28 protein-coding genes are annotated in these 25,542 nt (G+C 51.3%); 27 read left to right on the top strand and 1 reads right to left on the bottom strand.

Annotated features, from left to right (window positions below):
- The first annotated feature begins 29 nt into the window (after nt 1-29).
- The 15 genes from spoIIAA to LOK74_RS10255 all read left to right on the top strand — a co-directional run bounded on the left by spoIIAA (nt 30) and on the right by LOK74_RS10255 (nt 13,123).
- Complete coding sequence (spoIIAA, locus tag LOK74_RS10325) at nt 30-380, top strand: anti-sigma F factor antagonist (RefSeq protein WP_230046547.1); 351 nt, start codon at nt 30-32, stop codon at nt 378-380.
- 18 nt (nt 381-398) lie between these two features.
- A complete protein-coding gene (spoIIAB, locus tag LOK74_RS10320; RefSeq protein ID WP_420908782.1) occupies nt 399-827 on the top strand; it encodes an anti-sigma F factor in 429 nt (142 codons plus the stop codon).
- 10 nt (nt 828-837) lie between these two features.
- Nucleotides 838-1,593, top strand: coding sequence for an RNA polymerase sporulation sigma factor SigF (gene sigF, locus LOK74_RS10315; protein ID WP_230046546.1), 756 nt, complete (start codon nt 838-840; stop codon nt 1,591-1,593).
- Nucleotides 1,594-1,716: 123 nt separating this feature from the next.
- The gene (locus LOK74_RS10310) at nt 1,717-2,331 is read left to right on the top strand and encodes a stage V sporulation protein AA (protein ID WP_230046545.1); all 615 of its coding nucleotides are present in this window, start codon (nt 1,717-1,719) and stop codon (nt 2,329-2,331) included.
- Nucleotides 2,328-2,747 carry a stage V sporulation protein AB gene (locus LOK74_RS10305; RefSeq protein WP_277613432.1) on the top strand — a complete coding sequence of 140 codons (420 nt, stop codon included), beginning with the start codon at nt 2,328-2,330 and terminating at the stop codon, nt 2,745-2,747. The genes LOK74_RS10310 and LOK74_RS10305 overlap by 4 nt, the downstream gene beginning before the upstream one ends.
- A 106-nt stretch (nt 2,748-2,853) precedes the next feature.
- Entirely contained in the window at nt 2,854-3,327 is a 474-nt protein-coding gene (spoVAC, locus tag LOK74_RS10300) for a stage V sporulation protein AC (RefSeq protein ID WP_230046544.1), read from the top strand.
- 19 nt (nt 3,328-3,346) lie between these two features.
- Entirely contained in the window at nt 3,347-4,372 is a 1,026-nt protein-coding gene (spoVAD, locus tag LOK74_RS10295; RefSeq protein WP_230046543.1) for a stage V sporulation protein AD, read from the top strand.
- 143 nt (nt 4,373-4,515) lie between these two features.
- On the top strand, nt 4,516-4,866 hold the full coding sequence (gene spoVAE / locus LOK74_RS10290; RefSeq protein ID WP_230046542.1) for a stage V sporulation protein AE: 351 nt from the start codon (nt 4,516-4,518) through the stop codon (nt 4,864-4,866).
- A gap of 22 nt (nt 4,867-4,888) precedes the next feature.
- The gene (spoVAEA, locus tag LOK74_RS10285) at nt 4,889-5,527 is read left to right on the top strand and encodes a stage V sporulation protein SpoVABEA (RefSeq protein WP_230046541.1); all 639 of its coding nucleotides are present in this window, start codon (nt 4,889-4,891) and stop codon (nt 5,525-5,527) included.
- The gene (locus tag LOK74_RS10280; RefSeq protein ID WP_230046966.1) at nt 5,466-6,947 is read left to right on the top strand and encodes a spore germination protein; all 1,482 of its coding nucleotides are present in this window, start codon (nt 5,466-5,468) and stop codon (nt 6,945-6,947) included. Before spoVAEA ends, LOK74_RS10280 begins: the two co-directional genes overlap by 62 nt.
- A 229-nt stretch (nt 6,948-7,176) precedes the next feature.
- On the top strand, nt 7,177-8,499 hold the full coding sequence (gene lysA, locus LOK74_RS10275) for a diaminopimelate decarboxylase (RefSeq protein WP_230046540.1): 1,323 nt from the start codon (nt 7,177-7,179) through the stop codon (nt 8,497-8,499).
- 123 nt (nt 8,500-8,622) lie between these two features.
- Nucleotides 8,623-10,920, top strand: a complete 2,298-nt coding sequence (locus tag LOK74_RS10270; RefSeq protein ID WP_230046539.1) for a bifunctional diguanylate cyclase/phosphodiesterase — start codon at nt 8,623-8,625, stop codon at nt 10,918-10,920.
- 79 nt (nt 10,921-10,999) lie between these two features.
- Nucleotides 11,000-11,434, top strand: a complete 435-nt coding sequence (locus LOK74_RS10265; protein WP_230046538.1) for a peptidylprolyl isomerase — start codon at nt 11,000-11,002, stop codon at nt 11,432-11,434.
- A gap of 290 nt (nt 11,435-11,724) precedes the next feature.
- Nucleotides 11,725-12,696: a hypothetical protein gene (locus LOK74_RS10260; RefSeq protein ID WP_230046537.1), complete on the top strand. Its 972-nt coding sequence runs from the start codon at nt 11,725-11,727 to the stop codon at nt 12,694-12,696.
- A 49-nt stretch (nt 12,697-12,745) separates the two neighbouring features.
- Nucleotides 12,746-13,123, top strand: a complete 378-nt coding sequence (locus tag LOK74_RS10255) for a hypothetical protein (protein WP_230046536.1) — start codon at nt 12,746-12,748, stop codon at nt 13,121-13,123.
- Nucleotides 13,124-13,240: 117 nt separating this feature from the next.
- Here the strand turns inward: LOK74_RS10255 and LOK74_RS10250 are convergent, their stop codons facing one another.
- Entirely contained in the window at nt 13,241-13,693 is a 453-nt protein-coding gene (locus tag LOK74_RS10250; protein WP_230046535.1) for an Lrp/AsnC family transcriptional regulator, read from the bottom strand.
- 294 nt (nt 13,694-13,987) lie between these two features.
- Here LOK74_RS10250 and LOK74_RS10245 point away from each other — a divergent pair, with 294 nt between their 5' ends.
- The 12 genes from LOK74_RS10245 (at nt 13,988) to LOK74_RS10190 (ending at nt 25,529) form a co-directional block, all read left to right on the top strand.
- Entirely contained in the window at nt 13,988-14,656 is a 669-nt protein-coding gene (locus tag LOK74_RS10245) for a site-2 protease family protein (RefSeq protein ID WP_230046534.1), read from the top strand.
- Between the two features lie 49 nt (nt 14,657-14,705).
- On the top strand, nt 14,706-15,494 hold the full coding sequence (locus LOK74_RS10240; RefSeq protein ID WP_230046533.1) for a segregation and condensation protein A: 789 nt from the start codon (nt 14,706-14,708) through the stop codon (nt 15,492-15,494).
- On the top strand, nt 15,463-16,059 hold the full coding sequence (gene scpB / locus LOK74_RS10235) for an SMC-Scp complex subunit ScpB (protein ID WP_230046532.1): 597 nt from the start codon (nt 15,463-15,465) through the stop codon (nt 16,057-16,059). The genes LOK74_RS10240 and scpB overlap by 32 nt, the downstream gene beginning before the upstream one ends.
- Nucleotides 16,060-16,143: 84 nt before the next feature.
- Nucleotides 16,144-17,325 (top strand): D-alanyl-D-alanine carboxypeptidase family protein, encoded by a 1,182-nt coding sequence (locus LOK74_RS10230; protein ID WP_230046531.1) that lies wholly within the window; start codon nt 16,144-16,146, stop codon nt 17,323-17,325.
- Nucleotides 17,318-17,908, top strand: a complete 591-nt coding sequence (locus LOK74_RS10225) for a nucleoside recognition domain-containing protein (protein WP_230046530.1) — start codon at nt 17,318-17,320, stop codon at nt 17,906-17,908. The genes LOK74_RS10230 and LOK74_RS10225 overlap by 8 nt, the downstream gene beginning before the upstream one ends.
- A gap of 11 nt (nt 17,909-17,919) precedes the next feature.
- Complete coding sequence (locus tag LOK74_RS10220; protein WP_230046529.1) at nt 17,920-18,453, top strand: spore maturation protein; 534 nt, start codon at nt 17,920-17,922, stop codon at nt 18,451-18,453.
- Between the two features lie 105 nt (nt 18,454-18,558).
- Nucleotides 18,559-19,302, top strand: coding sequence for a pseudouridine synthase (locus LOK74_RS10215; protein WP_230046965.1), 744 nt, complete (start codon nt 18,559-18,561; stop codon nt 19,300-19,302).
- Nucleotides 19,303-19,489: 187 nt separating this feature from the next.
- Nucleotides 19,490-20,017 carry a thiol-disulfide oxidoreductase ResA gene (resA, locus tag LOK74_RS10210; RefSeq protein WP_230046528.1) on the top strand — a complete coding sequence of 176 codons (528 nt, stop codon included), beginning with the start codon at nt 19,490-19,492 and terminating at the stop codon, nt 20,015-20,017.
- 4 nt (nt 20,018-20,021) lie between these two features.
- Complete coding sequence (gene resB, locus LOK74_RS10205; RefSeq protein WP_230046527.1) at nt 20,022-21,695, top strand: cytochrome c biogenesis protein ResB; 1,674 nt, start codon at nt 20,022-20,024, stop codon at nt 21,693-21,695.
- A 46-nt stretch (nt 21,696-21,741) separates the two neighbouring features.
- Nucleotides 21,742-22,968, top strand: a complete 1,227-nt coding sequence (gene ccsA / locus LOK74_RS10200) for a cytochrome c biogenesis protein CcsA (protein ID WP_277613431.1) — start codon at nt 21,742-21,744, stop codon at nt 22,966-22,968.
- A gap of 80 nt (nt 22,969-23,048) precedes the next feature.
- On the top strand, nt 23,049-23,765 hold the full coding sequence (locus tag LOK74_RS10195) for a response regulator transcription factor (RefSeq protein ID WP_230046526.1): 717 nt from the start codon (nt 23,049-23,051) through the stop codon (nt 23,763-23,765).
- Complete coding sequence (locus LOK74_RS10190; RefSeq protein ID WP_230046525.1) at nt 23,766-25,529, top strand: ATP-binding protein; 1,764 nt, start codon at nt 23,766-23,768, stop codon at nt 25,527-25,529.
- Nucleotides 25,530-25,542: the final 13 nt, after the last annotated feature.

Genomic DNA, 25,542 nt, shown 5'->3' with positions numbered 1-25,542 from the left:
CTATCAACGGGAAGAGGAGTGTTCCGAACATGAGTCTGTCTGTCGACATGGAGACGAAACACGATGTTCTCGTCGTTCGCCTGCGAGGAGAGCTGGATCATCACACGGCTAACGATCTGCGTAACAAAGTGGATGAGGTTCTTCGTAATGCGGATATACGTCACATTGTACTAAGTCTAAAAGACCTGGAGTTTATGGACAGTTCCGGAATCGGTGTGATTCTTGGGCGGTATAAACAGGTATCAGCCCGTTCGGGAGAGATGGTTGTTTGTTCGATCAATCCGACCGTTCAACGGATCTTCGAAATGTCGGGACTGTTTAAAGTGATCAAGTTTCGTGAGAGCGAAGCAGAAGCTTTGCACGTATTGGGGGTGGCGTAAGTGAGTCTGCGGAATTTCATGCGCCTCCAGTTTGCTGCCCTCAGCCAAAATGAATCGTTTGCCCGTGTCGCTGTCGCATCGTTTATCTCCCAGTTGGATGTGACGATGGAGGAGATGGAAGAGATCAAGACGGTCGTATCAGAAGGGGTCACCAATGCCATCATCCACGGATACGAAGAAAATCCGGAGGGGATCGTCTACATTGAGGTATCGATCCAGGATGACTTAATTGAACTGGTCATTGAAGATAACGGGAAGGGCATCGACGACCTGGATCAAGCGATGCAGCCGCTGTACACGACAAAGCCGGAGCTGGAACGATCGGGTATGGGTTTTACCATTATGGAGAACTTTGTGGATTCAATCGAGGTGGCAACCAGCGTCGGAAAAGGAACGAGAATACGCATGACCAAGCGTCTCTCCTTCGCAAAAGCCATGCAAAACTAGGGGTAATGCCATGGGAGCTGAAATCAAACAACCAGGTCAGCCGTTTTTGACGAATGAACAAGTAAAAAAGTTGATTGCAAAGAGTCAAAGCGGGGATGCCGAGGCCCGCGAATGTCTGGTAAACAGCAACATCCGCTTGGTGTGGTCAGTCGTACAGCGGTTTATCAACCGTGGCTATGAAGCGGATGACTTGTTCCAGATCGGTTGTATCGGGCTTTTGAAAGCCGTGGACAAGTTTGACCTGAACTATGACGTCAAGTTTTCCACTTACGCAGTGCCGATGATTATCGGCGAGATACAGCGTTTCCTGCGAGATGATGGGACGGTAAAAGTAAGCCGTTCGCTAAAAGAGACGGCCAACAAGGTGCGCCGCACCAAAGACGAGCTGTATAAGCACTTCGGACGTTCGCCTACTGTGGGCGAAGTGGCCGAAGCGCTGGGCATCAGCCCGGAAGATGTTGTGTTTGCCCAAGAGGCAAGCCGGGCACCTTCTTCGATCCACGAAACCGTGTTTGAAAACGACGGAGATCCCATCACGCTGATTGATCAGATTGCTGATGACAACATGGGAAAATGGTTTGACAAGATCGCGATCAAAGATGCGATCAGTCGGCTGAGCGAGCGAGAACAACTGATCGTCTACCTCAGGTACTACAGGGATCAGACGCAGTCGGAGGTAGCGGAGCGTCTGGGCATCTCACAGGTGCAGGTTTCTCGGTTGGAAAAACGAATCTTAAAAACGATACGCGACCAGATTGAGCAGTAGCTTGATCTGGTCTTTTTTTGTCCTCCTTCTTGGCATGGGGGTCAGGGTCGCGCGCCTGTTGCATTTTCCTGTTGTCCGGGGCACATACTAGCCTATAACCAGCCTGTCAGAGGAGGGAGCTTGATGAGCGAGCCGTTGTATCTGCGCCTGCGCAAGCGTCTGTCAGTCAAACCAGGTGCAGTGATCTCGCTTGGCGATATCTGCCAGCTGTACTGGGATGGAGAAAAAGAAAAGGGTATCGCCAAACTGCACGTTTACCAAGTCAAACCGGAAGATGGGGATTTGATTATCATTGATATTATGCAGGTGATCGGCAAGTTGCGGCAGATGCTTCCCGAAGTGCCACTAGAGGTTCAGGGTGCACCACAAATAATCGTGGAAGTGGCCCGTCCGCACCGGAATCCCAATTTATTATTGGTAGGTTTTGTGTGGGTGGTTCTGTTTATCGGCTCGGGATTAGCCATCATGAACTTTCACACGGATGTCAGCATGCTTCAGGTCCATCAGCGACTTTACTATCTGATTACGGGTGAGCACAATCAACAGCCGCTGCTGCTGCAGATTCCCTATTCTTTGGGGATCGGATTGGGGATGGTGCTGTTTTTTAATCATCTCTTTCGAAAGCGGATCAATGAAGAACCAAGTCCGTTGGAAGTGGAATTGTTTCTCTATCAGCAAAACGTTGACCAGTACTACTTGCAGTACGAAAACAAGGAGAACGAAAAGACCAAACCATGAGCATGATCCAGCTATTCTTGCTGATCGTGGTAGGGTTGGGTGGAGGATTGGCCGTCGGCAGCGGCCTGGTTGCCTTTATAACCGTTCTCGACATTATTCCCAGGTTGACGCAGCTAACCAATAGCCGCCGCTATATCAGGTGGTACGAGTGGGCATTGGTCTGTGGGGCTCTGTTTTTCACCGTGACCGATTTTTTTCATCTCAAGTACAACGCTAGCCGTTACACAACACTTTTTTGGGGATTGTTTGCGGGGATCTTTGTTGGGATGCTGGCGGCCGGCTTGACTGAAGTCCTCAACGTTTTTCCCATTCTCGCTAAGCGGTTGCGGATGAATCGGTATATCATCGCCCTGCTGATGGCAATGGTTTTGGGCAAGGTGCTGGGTTCAGGTTTGCAGTGGTTGCTCCATTTATGAGTGTGGTAATAAAATCCGCTTATAGATTCGTCTGGAAACAGGAAAACTATCTGTGCAAATCAACTCGATACCGTCAAAACGTTATGTAGAAAGGATGTGATCAGCGATGGCGACGAAATCCAATCAGCGGCTCCAGCAGCTGACCAAGGAACGGTACAAGCAGCAGGCAGCGAGGTTTCAGCCAAGACGCAATGTACTGCTCAACTCCTGGCGGGCCTTTTGGGTTGGTGGAATGATCTGTCTGCTTGGTCAGGGGCTGCAGAACTTTTACATCGCCGTCTTTGATTTTACGGAGAAGACAGCCAGCAATCCAACGGTGGCAACGCTGATCTTTCTCTCCGTTCTGCTGACGGGCCTGGGTGTATATGACAACATTGGTCAGTATGCCGGAGCAGGCTCAGCCGTACCTGTGACGGGCTTTGCCAACTCGATTGCATCAGCGGCAATTGAGCATCGCAGCGAGGGGTATGTGCTGGGAGTAGGCGGAAATATGTTTAAACTAGCTGGATCGGTGATCGTATTTGGAGTAGTGGCGGCCTTCATCGCTGGCTTGATCAAGAGCTTATTCGGGCTGGCCTAGTGGGGAGGAGGTGTCAGTTGTGACAAACCTGACTGCGCCATCGCGAAAACTTGGAAAGCAAACGTGGAAATTTACTGGTAATGTGCGTTTGAAAGCATCAGCGGCCGTCGTTGGCCCGAAAGAAGGGGAAGGTCCGCTCGCAACCTTTTTTGACAAGGTTCATTCCGATCTGTATGCCGGTCAGGATTCGTGGGAAAAAGCCGAACGAAAACTGATGGAAGATGCCGTCACAATCGCCCTTGAGAAGGGCGGACTGTCTAAAGAGGATGTGGACCTGATTCTCGCAGGTGATCTGCTCAACCAAAATATCACGACATCGTTTGCTGCAGAGTTGCTGGGAATGCCGCTCATGGGCATGTATGGCGCATGTTCCACATCGATGTTGACCTTGGCTAATGCAGCTGCTCTGGTAGATGCCGGATTCGCCGACCATGTGATTGCAGCCTGCAGCAGTCACAATGCCACCGCAGAGCGCCAGTACCGCTATCCCACTGAGTACGGTGGACAAAAACCGCCATCCGCACAGTGGACGGTGACTGGCGCAGGTGCTGCTCTGGTGGGAAGAGATGGGAGCGGTCCTGCGATAACCTACGCGACGTTGGGACGAGTCTTGGATTTGGGTATTACCGATCCCTATGACATGGGCACAGCGATGGCTCCTGCAGCTGTTTCCACACTGGCGGCCCATTTTCGCGATACTCAGCGTCAACCGCAGGACTACGATCTGATCGTCACGGGTGACCTGGCTGCGGTGGGGTACCCGATTGCCAAGGAGCTGATGCGCAAGGAGGGATTTGATCTGGAACACGTCTACGATGACTGCGGGTTGATGATCTATTCGCCGGAACAGCAGGTGTTTGCCGGTGCGAGCGGATGTGCCAGCAGCGCTGCCGTTACGTATGGTTATCTCGTTTCCCAACTGCAGAGAGGTCAACTGAATAAGGTTCTGGTTTGTGCGACAGGAGCGCTTCTTAGTCCGGTTAGTTACCAACAGGGTAGTTCCATCCCGTGTATTGCTCACGCCGTAGCCTTGGAAGTATTCTGATGCAAAACGACAGTAGTTTTCAAGTGGAATCGACGAAGCAGCGCCAGTTCATTGGAAGTACCCTCTCCAGGGCACTTCAGATTCTGGCTTGCTAGGAAGTAAATCGACGAAGCAGCGCCAGTTCATTGGAAGGGGTAAGAGCAGTGGAGTATGTAATCGCATTTGTGGTGGGCGGCTTGATCTGTGTGATTGGCCAGCTGCTGCTGGACGTGGTCAAGCTGACACCGGCCCACGTGATGAGTACACTCGTTGTTGCAGGTGTCGTGCTCGACTTTGTCGGTGTATACGATCCATTTATCGAGTTTGCCGGTGCAGGAGCTACTGTACCGATTACCAGTTTCGGACACTCGTTGTACCACGGAGCGATAGCAGAAGCCGAGCAGCACGGTATTGTCGGGGTGTTGACAGGTATCTTTGAGGTTACCAGTGCTGGTATATCCGCTGCGATTGTTTTTGGATTTCTTGCTTCGCTGCTCTTCAAGCCGAGAGGGTGACCAGCATGTGGTGGTGGAACATATGGGAGAGAAGTCCCGCAAAGTAATTCTTATCACCGATGGTGATCATGTTGCCCAGCGGGCGATCGAGACGGTAGCCAAGCAGGTGGGTGGACGATGTATTTCGCTGTCTGCAGGCAACCCAACGCCGCTGAGCGGATCACAGGTGGTGGAGCTAATCAAGCAAGCTGCTGCCGACCCCGTATTGGTCATGTTTGATGACAATGGGAATTACGGTCGCGGCCTTGGAGAGCAAGCGATCGAGTATGTGATGCTCCATCCTGATGTGGAGGTCCTTGGCGTGATTGCCGTTGCCTCCAATACGCGCTGGGTGCATGGCACGAGTGTCAAGTATTCCGTAGACAACAAAGGCAACATCATTGAGGAAGCAGTCGACAAAGACGGAAATCCGGCCAAGCATCTGGAGAACCGAATCTACGGTGATACTGTCGATATCCTCAACAAATATCGGATTCCTTGTGTGATTGGAATCGGCGATATCGGAAAGATGCAGGGGAAAGACAGCGTTCGCCGCGGCTGCCCGGTTACGCGGAAAGCAGTGGAATGGATTCTGGAAAGGAGTGAGTGGGGTGGTAAACATGACAAGCCTGCGGGGGAACAAAGAAGGGGAGAGTCGACCCATATCGACCAACGTGGATGAAAATAAAGAATATCTGGATGCGAAACTGGGAGTCGGCGAGAGTTTTGACATCGATGCTCATGAGCTGAAGGTGGGCGGACGGCGAATTGTTCTGTACTACATTAATGGATTTGCCGACAATGAAATTGTAACGATGGTGCTGCGCGACCTGAACAATGTGGAAGGCAGCCAACTGGATACCGAAGAGTTGGAGAAGCTGTACCACAAATATATCCCCTTCTACCAGATGGAGAAGGTGGGGACAACCGACGAGTTCATGGATAAAGTGCTGATGGGACAAGTCGGTTTGGTCATTGAAGGGGAGCAGCAGGCCATCATCCTCGACTCCAAAAAGTATCCGGGACGTACTCCAGAAGAACCAGACCTGGAAAAAGTAGTCCGCGGTGCGCACGACGGCTTCACGGAAACCCTCGTTGTCAACACAGCTCTCACCCGGAGACGGATACGTGACGGACGGCTGCGATTTGAGATCATGAAGGTGGGTAAGCGCTCCAAAACGGATGTAGCGCTGGCTTATCTGAAAGACGTTGCCAATCCGAAACTGATCACTGCCTTAAAGGATCGCATCCAACATGTCGACATTGACGGGATTCCGATGGCCGAAAAGACGGTGGAAGAGTTCATTATCCGAAGATCGTGGAATCCGTTTCCGCTGGTTCGCTACACGGAGCGTCCGGATGTAGCGGCTATCCACCTGTTTGAGGGGCATGTCCTTGTTTTCGTCGATACCTCACCTAGTGTCATGATTACGCCCACCACCTACTTCCATCACGTTCAGCACGCTGAGGAATACAGGCAGACGCCGGTTGTTGGTGCCTATTTGCGCTGGGTTCGATTTTTTGGCATCATCGCCTCGATCTTTTTGCTTCCACTATGGGCGCTTTTGGTACTGCATCCCTCACTAGTTCCTGAACAACTGGACTACATCGGTGTCAAAGAAAAGGGCAGTGTGCCCTTGATTGCCCAGTTTATCATGGCGGAATTAGGCGTAGATCTAATGCGAATGGCTGCGATTCATACGCCTACTCCATTAGCAACAGCGATGGGCTTGATCGCGGCTATCCTGATTGGCGAAGTGGCGATGAAAGTAGGATTGTTTACGCCGGAAGTGATTCTCTACCTAGCTGTAGCGGCGATCGGCACGTTTGCAACACCTAGTTATGAACTGAGTCTGGCCAATCGGTTGGTTCGGATGTTTTTGCTGCTGATGGTAGGCTTTTTCTCGGTTCCTGGATTTGTGCTTGGGATGACGCTCGTTTTGATCGTCCTTGCGCTCACCCGTTCATTGGACACACCATACTTGTGGCCCTTTATCCCGTTTGACCACAAGGCTATGAAGGATGTGCTGATCCGGATGGCCATCCCGTACAAGAAAACGAGACCTAGCATTGTCAAGCCGCAGAACCCGTTTCGCCAATAGGATGATCTCCCATTGTCAAGCTGTCTCGCGCTGTGGTATAGTAACGAGAAGCAGCATGGTTCGCCGAACGTGCAAGTAGAGTCAGACAACTCCTACTGAACAGTTGCTTCGCCCATGTTCAGCAAGGACTTGTCGCAGTAGAATGGACCTATCGAGCAACTGGCGTCATTGCGTCAGTTGTTTTTCTTATATGATACGGAATTGAGCGAGGGTGGGGGAGGAGAAGATTATGTACTTACATGGTACCAGCAGGATAAACAGCCAAGGTCATCTCGAGATTGGCGGCTGTGATGTGATGGAACTGGTCAAGGAGTACGGTACGCCGCTGTATGTATATGATGAACAGCTGATTCGCGACAACTGCCGGGCGTTTGTCAGAGCGTTTCAAGATACCGGTTTTTCTTTTCAGGTTGCCTATGCAAGCAAAGCGTTCTGCACCATGGCGATCTGCAGACTGGTCGAGGAGGAAGGACTGTCGCTTGACGTGGTTTCAGCTGGTGAGCTGTACACAGCTTTGAAGGCTGGGTTCCCTGCCGAGCGGATTCACTTTCACGGCAATAACAAATCGTTGGAAGAACTGTCAATGGCCCTGGAGGCAGGGATTGGCTGCTTTGTCGCTGATAATTTTTACGAGCTGGAGATGCTCAATCTCCTGGCCAAAGAACTGGGAAAAACAGCATCGGTTCTGCTGCGGATTACTCCGGGAGTGGAGGCACACACACACGAATACATTTCCACTGGTCAGCAGGATTCCAAGTTTGGTTTTGACATGAAGAGTGGGCAGGCGCTGCAAGCGATTCGTACAAGTTTGCAGGGAGAAGCACTGGAACTGTTGGGCGTACACTGCCACATCGGTTCACAGATTTTTGAGACGGACGGATTCGTGGCGGCCGTCGCCCATATTGCTGAGTTTCTACGAGAGGTAAGCGAGTCGACGGGATATACGGCCCAGGTGGTCAATCTTGGTGGCGGATATGGAATCCGCTATGTCGAGGGGGACACACCTCGCGAACCGGCGGCATACATCCAATCGATGACGGAAGCGGTGCGGAGGGAGTTTGACCAACGGAAGATCCCCTACCCAGAGCTGTGGATCGAGCCAGGCCGCAGTATTGTCGGTGAGAGCGGCACCACTTTGTATCAGATTGGATCGGTAAAAGAGATACCTGGCGTTCGCAAATACGTTGCTGTAGACGGGGGCATGACGGATAACTTGCGGCCTGCACTTTACCAGGCCAAGTATGAAGCTGCAGTAGCCAACCGGATGAACGAACAGGCAAGTGAACAGGTCTCCATTGCCGGCAAGTGCTGTGAATCTGGTGATATGCTGATCTGGGACGTGCCCCTGCCACCCGTCAGCTCTGGCGATATCCTGGCTGTTCCCTGTACCGGAGCCTATGGATATGCGATGGCCAACAATTACAACCGGATCACGCGACCAGCAGTGGTTTTCGTCAAAGACGGGAATGCGCGGTTGGTTGTGGAGCGGGAAACATTGGACGACTTGATTCGTCTGGATCGCGTCCCGGATAGCGTTCAGCTTCAGAGATAACAGAATGAATCAACAGTTCTTCTTTGATGAAGGACTGTTTTTTTATTGAATATTTATGAGTGGTTCACATCTCCTTCAAAGTTGACTGCCATAATGGGTCTATTGAAGGAGGAATAAATCCCCATGTTGTCACGTTGGTTTCGTCTGCTGCGGGAACAGCCGATTTTTCTTACGGAAAAAAAGATGCGCCTGAAGTCTCTGATTAGTCAGGAGATCGCCAGAGGAGCTTCGGTGCTGCTTTTTTATGTTGATATCGTCAAGCTGACAGAGGTGGAGACGCGATACGGTGATCTGGCTGCCAAACATTTGCTGCAGCGATTCGAAAAAATTTTGTACGCCGTCTCCAGAAATTTGTTTGATGCGGCGGGAAAACTGTTGGGAGTACAAAATTTATGGGGGGACGATTACGCTGTTTACGTCTCGTTTCCCTTCATCAAAAGCGATGAAGAGTACCGGCTGTTGTCGATTAGCTTTCAGGAGCGAATCGAGAATCTGTTGAACCAGCAAAGTCCGTTATTCAGCCGCGGCGATCTGCGCATACACATCGGCTACGCGGTATTCCCTGGACGTGACATCACCAAGGAGATCTATACCACTGTACGTCATGCCGTACACATGGCCAAGTACGGGCTGACCTCCGAGAAGTATGCGAGTATCACCCAGTACCATCGCATTCTCTACGAGGAGGCGATTCACACGGTCTATATGCCGATTGTCTCTCTGCGTGACGGTATCCCACTTGGTTGGGAGGCATTAGCGCGTGGACCGGAGGAGAGTCAGTTTTACTCTCCTGGCTCTCTGTTTGCATACGCGGAAGAGACAGATACCGTTTTTCGCCTCGAACAGATTTGTCGTCGGCGGGCGTTGGAGCATCTCCGTTATGTGAAGCCGTCTGAGAAGCTGTTTATCAATCTCGATCCTCGTGCGATTGACGATCCGTATTTACTGCGGGGCAATCTGTTTAAGTGGTTGGATGAAATGGGCCTTAGCCCGAACAACATCGTCCTGGAAGTTACGGAGCGTCATGCTATTACCAACTACCGAATGTTTCGCAAGATTATTGAAGAATACAGGCGCAAGGGGTATCTGATTGCTGTCGATGACGCTGGTGCGGGTTATTCCAGCTTAGAGTCGATTGCCGAAATCTACCCGGACTACATCAAACTCGATATGTCCCTCATTCGCAACATTGATGTCGATACGATCAAACAGGCTCTACTGGAGACATTCGTCCAGTTTGCGGACAAAGTGAAGTGCCAGATCATCGCAGAGGGAGTAGAAACAGAGCGCGAACTGCAAACCTTGATCGAACTGGGCGTTCCTTATGCACAAGGGTACTACGTTGGCAAGCCGGTAAAAGGGTTGACGTCAACCAGTGGGGCGGCGATGAACCAGATCAACCAAATGCAAGAGCAGCGGCAGGAGGTATATCGTTATCAACGGATGTATGCGCCGCAAGTGGGCGAGATCATCACCAAGACAAGCTGTGTTGATTGTCAGACGAAAGTGCGGGAGGTTCACCATATCTTTGAACAAAACCAGCGGATTGAGTCGATCGTCGTACTGGAAGAGGACAAGCCGATCGGACTTGTGATGCGGTTTCAATTATATCAGGTGCTAGGAGGCCAATACGGTATCGCACTGTACTACGAGCGCCCTGTAGCCCAGATGATGAATCGCAATCCGCTGATTGTAAAGAGCAATGAAAATATCAGTGAAGTGGCACGGAGAGCGATGGCTAGGGAAACGTATCATCTCTACGACGTCGTCATCATTATCGACGATGAGGACCGCTATTTGGGAGTCGTATCGGTACAAGCGCTGCTGGACAAAATGACGACGATCCGTCTGGAGATGGCTACGTTTGCCAATCCGTTGACCGGCCTGCCGGGAAACAACGCGATAGAACGGGAACTGCAGAGCCGCCTGGAGGGGGGAAGCGAGTTTATGGTGGTCTATTGCGATCTCGATCGTTTCAAGTGGTTTAATGATCGCTACGGCTTTGAAGTGGGGGATCAGATCATTCGCCGCACCGCCCAACTATTGGAGCAGAGTATTCACAACGAGGGGGAGGGAAGCGAATTCATCGGTCACATTGGGGGAGACGACTTCATCCTGATCAGTACATCAGAGCGGGTCGAAGCGATCACAGAGGAGATTTCCCGCTCTTTTCCCACTGCTTTTCAGGAAATCTACAGTAAGTATAAACGGGATGGACAGCAACCCCCGGATCTGTCCATATCAATGGCAGGCGTTTTGATCAGACCCTCCGTTGACCAATCGGTGGAGCACATTTCAGAGCGGGCCGCAATTGTGAAGCAGGAAGCAAAACGCAGACCGGGTACCGTCTACGTCTCCGATCGTCAGGATCACCTGGCAGATGCAGCAGCTCCTCACCTAGATGGAAACCAGGTCTCCTGATCGCGCATGCTCTGCGGACCTTGATTGTGTTCTGGGGAAGGGATAAGATAGAGGGGATATCTGACAAGGAGGGCTTGGGATGAAACAAGCGAAGATTACGCTGGAAGGCGGCAAAGAAATCGTACTGGAACTGCATGAAGAAGCAGCCCCCGGCACTGTGTCTAATTTTGAGAAGCTTGCCAACGAAGGTTTTTACAATGGGCTCACATTTCACCGTGTGATTCCCGGCTTTGTGGCCCAGGGAGGCTGCCCGCACGGAACAGGAACCGGTGGCCCCGGTTATACGATCAAGTGCGAGACAGCAGGCAATCCGCACAAGCATGAACGGGGGGCTCTGTCGATGGCCCATGCAGGAAAGGATACGGGAGGCAGCCAGTTTTTTATCTGCTATGATTCCTTTCCCCATCTGGACGGAGTCCACACCGTGTTCGGCAAGGTGACCCAGGGGATGGAACATGTAGATCAGATCAAGCAAGGGGACAAAATGGAAATAGTTACGGTAGGGCAAGAGTAAGCGCTTGATTCAATAGAGGAATCTGGTCATCCAAGATCTTGCTTAACTATTTAAAGAGTGCAAATAGACCACGGCACACGACACACCCAAAAAGGGTGTGTTTGCTTTATTTTACAAAAAATTCAATCCGAACTATTTTCACGTAAGGTTGTGTGTGTTATTTTATCTTATAAATGGGGGAGAATGGTGGTTAGAAATAACATAACGTCAAAGTAACCCAGGTATTACCCATTCTTTGCTTCACAGACACCTTGAGTATCTCAGAATAATTTGTAAGGAGAGTGGTGACGATGAGAAAAAAGGGCTTTTTTGTTGTTTTGGCAACTCTTTTGTTAAGTGTTGGAGTCTTCTTTCATGGTCAAGCAGTAACCGCAAACGTTGTCCCTAACAACTATGATCCATGGGGTAAGAAAGAAGTTTTACACTATTTGCTCTGGACTGTCGATGATAAATTGAAAGAAGATGTAAAAGAATTGCAAAATAAATTAAGTTTGAGTGATAAAGAAATGAAAAAAATGAAGGAATTAGCTTCCGTAGAACATGAAAACATTGTTCAGAAAGAACGATCACCTGGGGATGGCAGTAAGATCCTCTCCAAAGAGGATGTGCAGTCGTTTAACGAGCAAGTCGACACCATTCTCAAGAAGACGGATGAGGAGGTTCACAATTTGCTCGGTGATAAAAAGTATGCCCAATTCCGTTCCTGGGTTCAAGAATGGTGGAGGGAAGAGCAGGCATATCGCTCCAAAGTACTTCAGCAGATAAGATCCCAGTTCTCGGAAATGTCAAGTATTGATCGAGTGTATGTATATGCTACCCAGTTTGACGCTGAAACGGCAAGTGAGGTTGCCTTACCAGACAGATATGTAAAATTTGCAAATCGGGGATGGTGGGGTGATATTCCAGATTCATACGAAAAGTATTACAAAAACACACCGTATACGGTTAATGTATACCATGAAGCAAAGGGGAAGAGTGTGCTAGATGTAAAAGTGAACGAAAATGGTCCTTGGAATAGGGATGACAACTACTGGGATTCTGCTGATGATGCGAACGAGCGACGAATGTTTCAAGATCTGGGGTTGGGGGAACCAGAGGCAGAGGCAGCCTACTACAATAATTACAACAATGGCAAAGATCAATACGGCAGGACTGTGGCTAATCCTGCAGGCATTGATTTGGCTAGGCAGGTTGCTACCAAGTTAGGTCTCGGTGAAAAAGAAAGCGCATGGATGTGGGTACGGTACAGTGATCTACCGTAAGATGACTCTCACGTACCATCACCTCTGGTTTTGGATACGGGTGATCCTGGTGGTTATGCTGGCAACAGTTGGTTGTCAGCAACAAGACAAGACGGTACAGGAAGAAGAAAATAAGTGGAAGCAAGTTGCTATTGACGAAGAGGAGATTCAACAATTACAACACGAGGTGGATAACGGGCATGTTCCTGATTGGCTTGATCCACATTACGTAGCCAAGCTCTTTGTAAGCAAGCAACTAGATGTGAAAGATCCGACCCTACAAGAAGTTGAAACGGAAGCAAATGATCAGAAACTCTTCCGTACTACTTTACAAGATGGCAGTACTGTCGAGATCAGTCTTATCCAGCCAGTGAAAAAAGATTCCACAGGCATATGGGCCGTTCAACAATATCGCGTAACAAAGAAAGATCAACCTATTGCAGATTGATCGCTTTTCCAATCCGCCGGGAAGAGCCGAATCGGCAAGACCGACCGGGCACGATTCGGCTTAGGTTTTATGCGGATGGGGAAGCGTCTTTTGCTTGCTGTGGGACTCACATGTAAGTTAAGGTTGCGGATGTTCGTCGGCTGGAAGCAAAATCCGCCTGGATACTGGTGAGGAGAGGACGATCGACGTATTGACTTGTCCATAAGGAATGAGACGGTCAACCAGTGCTTCGAGTCGTTCCATCGAAGAGACGGCGGCTTTTATCATGTAGCTGCTGCCGCCGGTGACACGATGACACTCCATGATGTCAGGGTCTGTTTTTACATATTCCTCAAAACATCCACCATCCGTCTTCAGCTCGCCGATCTGTATCAATACCAGGATTCCTCTGTCGATTGCCGTGCGAGAGATGCGGGCGGTGAAGCCTTCCACAATCCCTTTGTCCTGCAATCTTCGCATTCGTTCGGCTACACTGGGCCGACTCAGGTTCAGTTCTTTTGACAGCTGGCTTAGCGAGATGCGGCCGTCTGTCTGCAGCCGCTCCAAGATTTGTCTATCAATGTGATCCACTCTGTAATCCTCCACAAATGAAAGATACAATCCACCAATTGAGACGGTCTATCAAGTATAATCGGCATAAACGGTAAAAAATTGTATACAAATAAGCAAAAAATATCCGTTTTCAAAATGTTCTGCAGAATCTGCAAGGTACGTATCGGATAGAAGCGCACGTAACCGTGTTTTTTGCTGTTTCCGTTCTTGTAACGGCGAATATCTGCTGGTATGCTAATAGTTAGCGATTTTTGTTCCATAACAGAACTGGATACATAACTGGAAGCCGATGTATTTCCCGGGAGGATGTAGATGGATTTTAATTTCTTTCACTTTGATTGGAAGACGGTACCATTTCGGATGATTGCATTCGTGATTGCGTTCTCGCTGCATGAATGGGCACACGCATATGTCGCCTGGAAGCTGGGTGATGATACGGCCAAGCGGGAGGGACGCTTGACCATTAACCCGATCCCGCACATTGATCCGTTCGGCTTGATCCTGATACTGTTTGGGCCGTTCGGCTGGGCCAAGCCCGTTCCGTTCAATCCGCTGCAGTTTCGGGGCAACAAGCGTCTAGGAATTGTCTACGTTGCGGCGGCTGGTCCACTGATCAACCTGATTCTGGCCATTCTATTTGCGGTTCTTTTCCTGGCTGTCCGCCAATCGGGCGTACTGGAGACGATGGGGGAGAAAGCGGCATTTGCACTGGATTATACGCTGTTCTTTTGCGTTTTGATCAACTGTGGGCTGATGGTCTTCAACATGTTGCCCGTCCATCCGCTGGACGGCTCCAAGATTCTGCGTTTTCTCTCTCCGCGCCGTTGGGACCGCTATTTCTACCAGTTTGAGATGTACGGCCCGTGGCTGCTGCTGCTGCTCATCTTCATTCCGGGATTGGGCAGTACCATCTTGGGGGTCCCGTTGCAATGGGTGCTGATCGGTGTGCAGTACATCGCCCTCTTGATCCTTGGGATGTAAGCAGGGGCCGACAGAGGAAAAGAACATCGTGAGATAGGCGGGATGGCGCGTGGCATACAGTGTCAAACTGGATTCATTTGAAGGGCCGCTCGATCTGCTGCTGCACCTGATCGACAAGGCGGAGGTGGATATCTACGACATCCCGGTAGCCGAGATTACCGAGCAGTATCTGCAGATACTGGAGGAAGCACAGGAACGGCAGTTGGAGGTAGCAAGCGAGTTTGTTGTGATGGCGGCTACACTGCTGTCGATCAAAAGCAAGATGCTGCTGCCCAAAAAAGAGGAGCATGTCTTCCAGCCGCTGTTTGACATGGACGTGGAAGAGGCAGATCCGCGTGATGAATTGGTACAGCGGTTGCTGGAGTATAAACGGTATAAAATGATCGCTGAGCATCTGCGAGAGATGGAGACGGGACGGAGTCAGGTGTTTACCCGTCCGGCAGAGGATCTCAGTCCGTACATCCGAGAAGAACAGCCGGTGCTTAACGTTACGCTCTACGATATGTTGTCTGCCCTGGAGAAGTTGTACAAACGACGACTGCAGCCGGAACCGCTGGCCAGCGTGTCACGTGACGAGATCTCGGTCAAGGACCGGATGCGGGAGATCAAAGAAATGGTGGAGGTGGGCGGAGGGTCCGTCCGTTTCTCCCAGCTTTTTTCGGAGCGTGCCACGAAGACGGAGATCGTGACCACCTTTCTCGCCATTCTCGAACTGATGAAGGCCAAGCAGATTGCGTGCATGCAAAGCCGGTTGTTTTCCGATATTCTCATCTGTACGTATGCTGAGGCAGGAGGAGGCGAGAGCGATGGATTACGACAAGTTGAAGGGAGTCATTGAGGGACTGCTGTTTCTTGCCGGCGACGAGGGAATCGAAGCGAAACAGATCGCGGAGATTGTCGAATTGGACGAGCCTACCGTAATCGATTTGATCGAAGATATGAAAGCCGACTTTCGCCGTTCTGGCAGGGGGATGCAAATCGTTGAAGTCGCAAAGGCATATCAGTTTACCACGCTTCCCGAGCATGCACCGTACTTTGAACGGATGGCTTCATCACCGAGTCACGGTTCTCTCTCTCAGGCAGCGCTGGAGACCTTGGCGATCATCGCCTACAAACAGCCGATTACCCGTTCCGATATCGAAGAGATCCGCGGCGTAAAGTGTGAAAAGGCCATTCATACCCTCTTGTCCAAGCTGCTGATCCGTGAGGTAGGACGGGCGGAGGGAATCGGACGTCCGATCCTCTACGGCACGACAAAGGAGTTTCTGGAGTATTTCGGTTTGCGCGAGTTGAGCGATTTGCCGGAACCTCCTGTCAACATTAATCTGGATGAGGTTCATCTCGAAGCGGCAGCCTTGTTTGCCAAAGCAGAAGCAGACAGAAACGACCAGACGCAGGATTAGTTGCGGTATATCAGACGTCTCGTCCCCATATACTTTGTACAAACCAAGTATTCCGCCGAAACAAAGGATATGGGGGAGAACGTGATGATGTTCCGAAGGCGCTTGTCCCGCGTACTGGTCGTTTTTCTGTTTTGTCAGTGGCTGCTCGCCTCCCCAGATGCTGGTCTGGCAGCAGCCGCCCCTCCGCACGTGTCGGCTGAGACGGCAGCGATGATCGACGTACAGTCGGGGCGTATTCTGTATGAGAAAAATGCCGACAAAAAAATGCGGATTGCCAGCTTGACGAAGATTATGACCGCGATTGTTGCGATTGAGTCAGGAAACCTGAAAGATATCGTCCTCGTCCCTGATCATGCGGTTGGCGTGGAAGGCTCCTCGATCTATCTCAAAAAAGAGGAACGCCTCACCTTGGAAGACCTGCTGTATGGTCTCATGCTGCGGTCGGGAAACGACGCGGCAGTCGCAATCGCCGAGCACGTGGGTGGATCATTGGAAGGATTCGTCTACATGATGAACGAGAAAGCAGCCATGATCGGGATGACACATACCCACTTTATGAATCCACATGGCCTCGACAATAGCAACCAGCATTACTCTACGGCGGAGGACATGGTGAAGCTGTCTGCGTACGCTTTGAAACATCCGGAATTTCAAAAGATCGTAGCCACAAAGGTAAAGAACATTCCCTGGCAAGGAGAAGAGTGGGGGCGTCGTCTGCAGAATAAAAACAAGATGCTGACTCTCTACAAAGGGGCGGATGGCATCAAAACGGGATACACCCGATTGGCCAAACGCTGCCTTGCTTCGTCCGCGACCAGAGACGGACGACAGTTGGCTGTGGTCACCCTTAACGCACCAGATGATTGGAACGATTCGATGAGTCTGATGAACTGGGGATTTGAACAGTTTCAGCCGGTTAAGATTGCAAACAAAGGTGATACAGTTGATCCAGATGTGACCATTGATCAACGCGACCAGAACCTTATTCTGACCAGTCAAGCTGATTTTACGTACCCGTTAAAAGAGGAAGAAGTGGCAGCAATCTCTTCACGAGTCTATTTGTTCAAACATCACTTGGATCGTTCGATGATCGATCAGCATGTTGGCTACCTGCAGATCTTCTTGGGCAATCAGAGAATCGGCCAAATTCCACTCTCCGTCCAGGAAGCGAAACCGACCCTTAAAGTGGAATCATCCGTCTCCCCCGACAAATCCATCTGGCAGATGATCTGGAAGATCATGGCGGGAGGGATCCTGGATGCTTAATCTCATCTGGCTGATCTTGATTCTGTTCAGCATCGGGGTAGCCGCTGTCAACGGTAAAATCGAAGTGATCAGTCAAGCGTCGTTTCAGGGGGCTAAAACAGGGGTTACCATTTGTTTTGGCTTGTTAAGCGTACTGATTTTCTGGATGGGCATGATGAAAATCGCGGAAAAGGCGGGACTGCTGGATCTCTTGGCCAGGGGATTGTCGCCGGTCGTGCAGCGTTTGTTTCCGGATGTACCCAAGGGGCATCCTGCACTGGGCTACATCTTGTCCAATATCAGCGCCAACCTGCTGGGACTGGGCAATGCAGCCACTCCGATGGGCATCAAGGCGATGGAGGAGCTGCAGAAGCTTAACCCCAACAAACAGGTGGCGTCACCGGCCATGTGCACGCTTTTGGCCATCAACACGGCCAGTATCACGCTGATTCCAACGACGATGATCGCGATTCGCATGCAGTACGGATCAGCTAATCCGATGGAGATCGTCGGTACCACACTGGCTGCCTCGTTTGTCGCTACGGTCGTCGCACTGCTTCTTGACCGCTGGAACCGTCATGTACAGTTACACCGCAGCCGCTAGGGGGGAATGGATTGTACCAATGGATCTCGCTCGTCTCGCTCTGGGCTATTCCGATTATTCTGTCGTTTATCCTGGTATACGGATGGTACAGGCGGGTGCCGGTCTACGAGACCTTTGTCGATGGCGCAAAAGGAGGCATTATTACAACGATCAAGATCATGCCCCACCTGGTAGCGATGATGGTGGCCATTACGCTGTTTCGTGAATCGGGTGCGCTTGAGTTGGTGTTGAACACCATTCAACCGCTTCTGAACTTTCTGCACGTTCCGGCGGAGATCGTCCCGTTGGCTTTGCTGCGACCATTGTCTGGCACCGGGTCGCTGGCAGTTGCTACGGATATGATTGCTCAGTACGGTCCTGATTCGCTGATCGGCCGCCTTGCCTCTACGATGCAGGGAAGTACCGATACGACTCTGTACGTCCTTACTGTTTACTTTGGTGCGGTCGGTATACGCAACGGTGCTTATGCGTTGAAAGTAGGGCTATGGTCTGATCTGGTCGGAGTCATTGCCTCCATCCTTGTTGTCTATCTTGTTTTTTTGTAACCTGTCTCACTTCCTGATCACTTCCCTTCGACAAAGGGAAGTTTTTTCGTTTTTCTTGTCCACACTGGTAGAAATGGGTATCATGAGGGAGAGGTGAAACAGCGTATGGAACGGCTGCAAAAAGTGCTCGCCCAGGCGGGTGTCGCCTCTCGCCGCAAATGTGAAGAGTTGATCAGCCAGGGGCGGGTACAGGTAAACGGCGTAACAGTGAGCGAGGCAGGTACCAAAGTTGATCCCGCACAGGATGTGATTCTCGTGGATGGAAAAGCGATCCAGCGAGAAGCGTTCGTCTACCTGCTGCTGCACAAACCGACCGGAGTGATCACAAGCTTGCATGATCCACAAGGGCGTCGAGTTGTGACAGACCTGCTGTCTGGGGTAAAAGAACGTGTGTATCCGGTGGGCCGCCTCGACTACGATACGTCTGGTCTGCTGCTGCTGACGAATGATGGGGAGCTGGCAAATCGAATTGCCCATCCTTCATTTGAGATCGATAAAGTGTACCAGGCTTGGGTAAAAGGTGTCCCCACCTCGGAACGTGTGCGGATGCTTGCCGAAGGCGTACAGTTAACAGATGGACTCACTGCCCCAGGGCAGGCCAGATTGCTGACTACCGACCCGCCAGGTCGACGTTCGCTGCTAGAGCTCACGATTCACGAAGGACGCAATCGCCAGGTTCGGAGGATGTGCGAGGCGATCGGTCATCCGGTCGAGTCTTTGAAACGGGTTCGCCTTGGTTTTCTTACATTGGACGGATTGTCACCCGGTCAGTATCGTCATCTAACCAGTCAGGAACTGGCCCGCCTCAGACGAGAACTGTCAGCATCTGCACGGCGATTCGGCGGTTAGGATCGGTTAGGATCGGTTAGGATCGTTCAAAATCTGTTCATAAATGGTGTGCTGGCCTATTTTGTAACAACGTTATAATTAGAGTCGAGAACGGAAAAAGTGCGAAGCCGACGTGAACGGACAGGCCGACATGATCATGACTATGTCGGCAATCTAGAATACTTTCGATTGAACAGGAGAATGTGTGATGAGCAGACAGAATCGCACACCTATTCGTATCGCCATTCTCGGCGTACTTTTGGCTGCGCTGGTCTTTGCGGTATACTCCAGCTTTGCTTCGGAGTCTGTACTGCAAGCCGGAGATGCCGCGCCCAACTTTCAATTGGAGCAATTAGGTGGCGGTACGATAACACTTGATGACTTGCGAGGCAAGCCGGTTGTACTCAATTTTTGGGGAAGCTGGTGCAAGCCCTGTGAAGCAGAGATGCCGGAACTGGAAAAGCAATATCAGAAGTACGGGGACGATGTGGCGTTTATTGGCGTCAATATCGGTCAGACACCAATCACGGTGGAGAAGTTTATCGAACAGGTTGGCGTGACATTCCCGATCCTGCTTGACAGAGAGAGAGAAATTACCAAGCTCTACAATATCGGACCGATTCCAACCACTTACTTCATTGACCAGAATGGGACGATCACGGACATCCTCGTCGTTCAACTAACAGAGCAGATGATAGAGGAAAAGTTGGCAAAACTATTGCCACAAGAGAGGTAACATCATGACAGACCAACGGAAATGTGAATGCGGACATACCAATCCGATTGGCACTCTGCTCTGCGAATCGTGCGGAAAGCCGGTGGAAGGGGATAACGAGCAAAACAGCTTTCCCAGCATGCGCTACGAAGGGATGGCCAGACGCTCCAAAACCCATACGAAATCCGTGATCGATTGGATTTGGAACTTTTTTTCATCTGTCAAAATCGCGGTTGTTCTAATCCTGATCACCCTGATCGCCTCGGCGGTCGGGACAATCTTTCCACAGGAACGTTACATCCCTGTGCCGGTACCCACTGAGAGCGCAGTGGCTGCCTTTTATGAGGATACGTACGGGATACTGGGGCAGATCTACTACCTGTTGGGGTTCCACAACCTGTATTCCTCATGGTGGTTTATCACGCTTCTGGTGATGATCGGGATGTCACTGGTGATATGCAGCCTTGACAGGATTGTTCCGCTGTACAAGGCGTTGAACAAACCACGCGTAAATCCCCATCTCTCTTTTTTACAGGGGCAGAGACTGCATGGGGAGAGTGAAGCGGCGATCTCGTCTCCTGATGAGACACTGGAACAAGCGGCTGGCGTGCTGCGCAAGAAAGGGTATCGGATATACCGCGAAGGCACGTCCCTGCTCGGGGAGAAGGCCCGCTTCAGCCGATGGGGTCCTTATATCAATCATATCGGACTGATCCTGTTCCTGCTCGGTGTCCTGCTGCGAGGGCTGCCTGGCATGTATCTGGACGAGTTTGTCTGGGTTCGGGAGGGGCAGACGGTGCCTGTACCTGAGACCCCGTATTACATCAAGAATGTGGAGTACAAAACCGAGTATTACGAGGAACACGAATTCCCGGAACAAGTCGACCTGGATGGTGGAGTCGTCGCAAAAAACTTCCAGACAGACGCGATCCTGTATCTGAACCAAAATGCCGACCTGCCTGGGGCCGAACCGAAACTGAAAGAAGTGAAATCCGGCCCGATTACGGTCAACCATCCATTTGTATACGAAGACCTTTATCTCTATCAGGCATCCAAACAGGAGATGCAGCTAAAAGCACTCAACTTTACCGTAGTTGACAAACAGGCGGGCAACAAGCAGTTGGGCCAGTTGAAACTGGATCTCTACGCGCCGGACACGGAACAAACTATCGCCGATGATGTTACCGTTCGTGTCATCGATTACTTTCCAGACTTCTACCTGGATGAAAGCGGTGAACCGGCCACCCTGTCACCTACGCCCAACAATCCGATGTTTGCTGTGGAAGTCAAATCTATGACAGACGGTACAGCTGAAAAACTGATCTACGTCTCCGGCAGAATTATTCCTGAAAAGGAAAACGGCCGGTATACGCTTGAAATCAAGATGCCGGACTTTACCGATATTACAGGGCTGATGGTGCGGAAAGACAAAATGCTGCCGCTGATCTACTTTGGCAGTTTTGTCGTGATGGTCGGACTAGTGATGGGCTTCTACTGGCAGCATCGCAGAATCTGGGTGCATGTGGAACAGGGATGCCTGTATGTAGCAGGCCACACCAACAAAAACTGGTTCGGTCTGCAGCGGGAGGCAGAGTTCCTGATCGATCAGCTCTCCTTGCCGGTGTCGCTTGTCTTGGAGTCAAAGGAGAAGAAAAAAGCTTCTGGCAAGCGGACCAAGCAGCAGGTAAGGCAAACTTGATCGACTGCAGCTTGGCGAATCTCATCTAAAGGAGGGACTTGGGACCTTGTCACTCATCACAATCAGCGAATGGATGCTGTTGGTGTCCTTTATTCTCTACGTAGTAGCGACGATCGTCTTTGTGTTGGCGATCACAGGCAAACGCTGGGCCAACCGCGACCCGCAAGAACACGAACGAGCCTACGGCCGGAGCGGCTTCGTCCTGGTCGTGATTGGTTTTGTTGCCCAACTTGGCTACGTCATTGCTCGTTGGATAGCCGGGGGACACAGCCCGACCAGCAACATGTTTGAGTTTATGGCGTTCCTGTCATTCTGTATTGTTCTTGCCTTTTTGATTATCTATCGGATCTATCGGCTTACCGTACTGGGTGTGTTCGTCATACCGACAGGGATCATCATGCTTGCTTACGCCAGTGTTTTTCCCTCCGAGGTGACACCGCTGATTCCTGCACTGCAGAGCTACTGGCTGCATATTCACGTGACGACCGCTGCTTTGGGGGAAGGAATCCTGGCGGTCGGGTTTGCCGCGGGTCTGATGTATCTGGTTCGCACAGTTCCGCAGGATCGGCCCAGTAAAAGCACGTTCTGGTTGGAAACTGTGCTTGCCGTCGTCCTAATGCTGCTCGGATTTATCTTGATGGTAAGCGCCTATGCCAATCTGGATCAAAAGACCTCGTTCAGTTTCCCGCAGTTTGATGCGGAGGGCAATGTGGAATCAACACATGAAGTGGAATATGTACTGCCCGCGATCGTTGCCCCCTACCAGTCGACGATTACGAAACCGGGGCCGATGACACCCTGGTTTGAAGCGCCGGTCTGGATGGAAGGAAAAGATGCTGCCCGCAAGCTAAACACGATGATTTGGTCTGTTTTTTCCGGATTGGTTCTATACGGCCTGCTGCGGCTGACCTTTCGCAGACGGCTGGCAGCCGTGCTGCAGCCGACGGTGGCAGACATCGAACCTGATCTGCTGGATGAAATCAGCTACCGAGCGATCGCCATCGGCTACCCCGTGTTTACGCTGGGGGCGCTCATCTTTGCAATGATTTGGGCTGCAGAAGCGTGGGGACGGTTCTGGGGCTGGGATCCCAAAGAGGTCTGGGCCTTGATCGTCTGGCTGTTTTACAGTGCCTATCTCCACCTGCGTCTGTCCCGGGGATGGGTGGGGACCCGTTCGGCCTGGATGTCCGTAATCGGTTTTGTGATCATCTTGATCACGCTGGTTGTGGTTAACCTCGTCATTGCCGGGCTTCACTCGTATGCTGGGGTGTAGGTAGGATATAAGCTTGAAAGCTGGTTGTGCGACCAGCTTTTTGGCATATTAGTTGCGGATTCCCGAAAGAGGTGAATAAGATGGAAAAAGAAGCAAGGATACTTGTGGTGGATGATGAAGAACGGATTCGCCGACTGCTTAGGATGTATCTGGAGAGAGAAAACTATCAGATTGATGAAGCGGAGCAGGGAGAGCAGGCCTGGGAAATGGCGATGACAACCGATTACGACATTATCTTGCTCGATCTGATGCTGCCAGGCATGGATGGTATTGAGGTCTGCCAAAAGATTCGTGAGCACAAGGCGACACCAATCATCATGCTGACGGCAAAAGGAGAAGAGGCGAACCGTGTTCACGGTTTTGAGGCGGGAGCGGATGATTACGTGGTAAAACCGTTCAGCCCGCGCGAGGTGGTGTTTCGGGTAAAGGCGATCTTGCGCCGCTCGTCTGCTACTGCGTATCTGAAGACAGACAACGTGCCAAGTCATTCGATCATCGTCTTTCCCGACCTGACCATTGACCACGACGCTCACAAAGTGATTGCCAATCAGCAGGAGGTTAACCTGACGCCAAAAGAGTACGAACTGCTGCACTACCTGGCCCTGTCCCCGGACAAGGTGTTCTCGCGTGAAGAACTGCTGAAAGACGTGTGGCATTATGACTTCTTCGGTGATCTGCGGACGGTCGATACCCATATCAAGCGGCTGCGGGAAAAGCTGAACAAGGTTTCTCCCCAGGCCGCACAGATGATTGCCACCGTATGGGGTGTGGGGTACAAGCTTGAGGTGCCAAAGTAAGTGGAGATGTTATTCCGCAGCGTCGTCGGCAAGCTTTGGATGACGATCATTGCTTTGTTTGCACTCGTTCTGACCATCTTCAGCCTGCTGATTGTTCAATCGTTTGACACGTATTATCTCCGCAAGCAAACAGACGATCTGCGCGCCTTGGCGGAACGTTTGTCGGCCAGCCTGGATGAGGAGCAAGACAAGCGTCAAATGGTTGAATTGGCGACGAAACTGGGGTCTGTGTACCGTACCGGACTGCTCGTGGTTGACGAGCAGTCCAGACTCATCACCCAATCGCCGGATAAGTCTATCTTGCCGCATGTGGATGCGGACGAACTGCTGCGTCATCCGCAGCTGCCGCTAGAAGAAGCCCTGAGCGGCGCCCATCCAGAGCCAACGAGAATGATCTTTCACAGCGAATCATCTAATGGCAATGACCGCACCCAGATCTTGGCGGTAACGGTACCGCTTGTGATCGGAGCCGGTCAAACCGGCGCTATCGTCATGTATCAGGCACTGGAAGACTTTAACGGGACAGTAGCCGAAGTGCGCAAACTGATTTTTGTCGTCGGCGTCCTTGGTTTTATCTCGACGACCGTATTTGCTTTCTTTCTCTCATCCCGGATCACCTTTCCGCTCCGCCAGATGAAGCAGACGGCACACCGGATCGCGGAAGGGGATTTCCATGCCGAGATTCCGATCCGCACCAGTGACGAGATCGGGGAGTTGGCTTCTTCATTCAACACGATGGCGAGCAGACTGGATGGGTTGGTACACGCCGTCTCGCGGGAAAAGGAGCAATTGGCCAGTGTGCTGCGCAGTATGGTTGACGGTGTGATTATGATCGATGCGGAAGGACGGATTGCTGTCACCAATCCCCCTGCCGAACAGTTCCTGCGCGACTGGGAATACGAACAAAACAGCGTCCCCAGCCCCATCTTTTCACTCTACCAGCGGGTGCTGGAGAGTGAGTATGAGGTGACAGAGGACATCCCGCTACAGGGGAGGATCTGGTCAGTCGTCGTCGCCCCCCTCTATGTAAAGGAGCACATCGGTGGAGCGGTGGCAGTGCTTCGCGACATGACCAAAGAGCGTAAACTGGACAAACTGCGCAAGGATTTCGTTGCCAATGTGTCACATGAGCTTCGTACGCCGCTCTCGATGCTGCAGGGATACAGCGAAGCGATCGTCGATGACATTGCTGCGACGCCGGAAGAACACAAGGAACTGGCGAAAATCATTTACGACGAGTCAGTGCGCATGACCAAACTGGTCAATGAACTGCTTGACCTGGCCAGGATGGAGGCAGGACACGTCGAACTGCAGCGGGAGCAGGTCACTATTCGTCCTTATTTTGAACGGATACAGCGCAAGTTTGCCAACATTGCCCGTGAACGATCGATTGCGCTTCAATTGGAAATGAAGACACCGGTCGAAGAGGCATGGTTTGATCCGGATCGGATGGAACAAGTGCTGACCAATCTGATCGACAATGCACTCCGCCATACTCCGGCTCATGGAACCGTAAAGCTGAGTGTGCGCGGTGAAGGACCGCTGATCGAAGTGAGCGACACAGGAAGCGGGATCCCACAGGAAGATTTGCCATTTGTGTTTGAGCGCTTTTACAAGGCGGACAAGGCACGGACACGGGGCAGAGCGGGAACCGGGCTGGGCCTGGGGATTGCCAAAAATATTATCGAGGCGCATGGGGGTACGATTACGGTACATTCCAAGCCGGGTGAGGGGACAACCTTTACGATTAAACTGTCATCCTGAAGAAGGAGGAGAC

It is taken from the genome of Brevibacillus humidisoli (genome assembly GCF_020923435.1).
Lineage (GTDB): Bacteria > Bacillota > Bacilli > Brevibacillales > Brevibacillaceae > Brevibacillus_E > Brevibacillus_E humidisoli.
The sequence above is the reverse complement of the archived record's forward strand: the minus strand, read 5'-3'. Positions and strand labels throughout refer to the sequence as shown.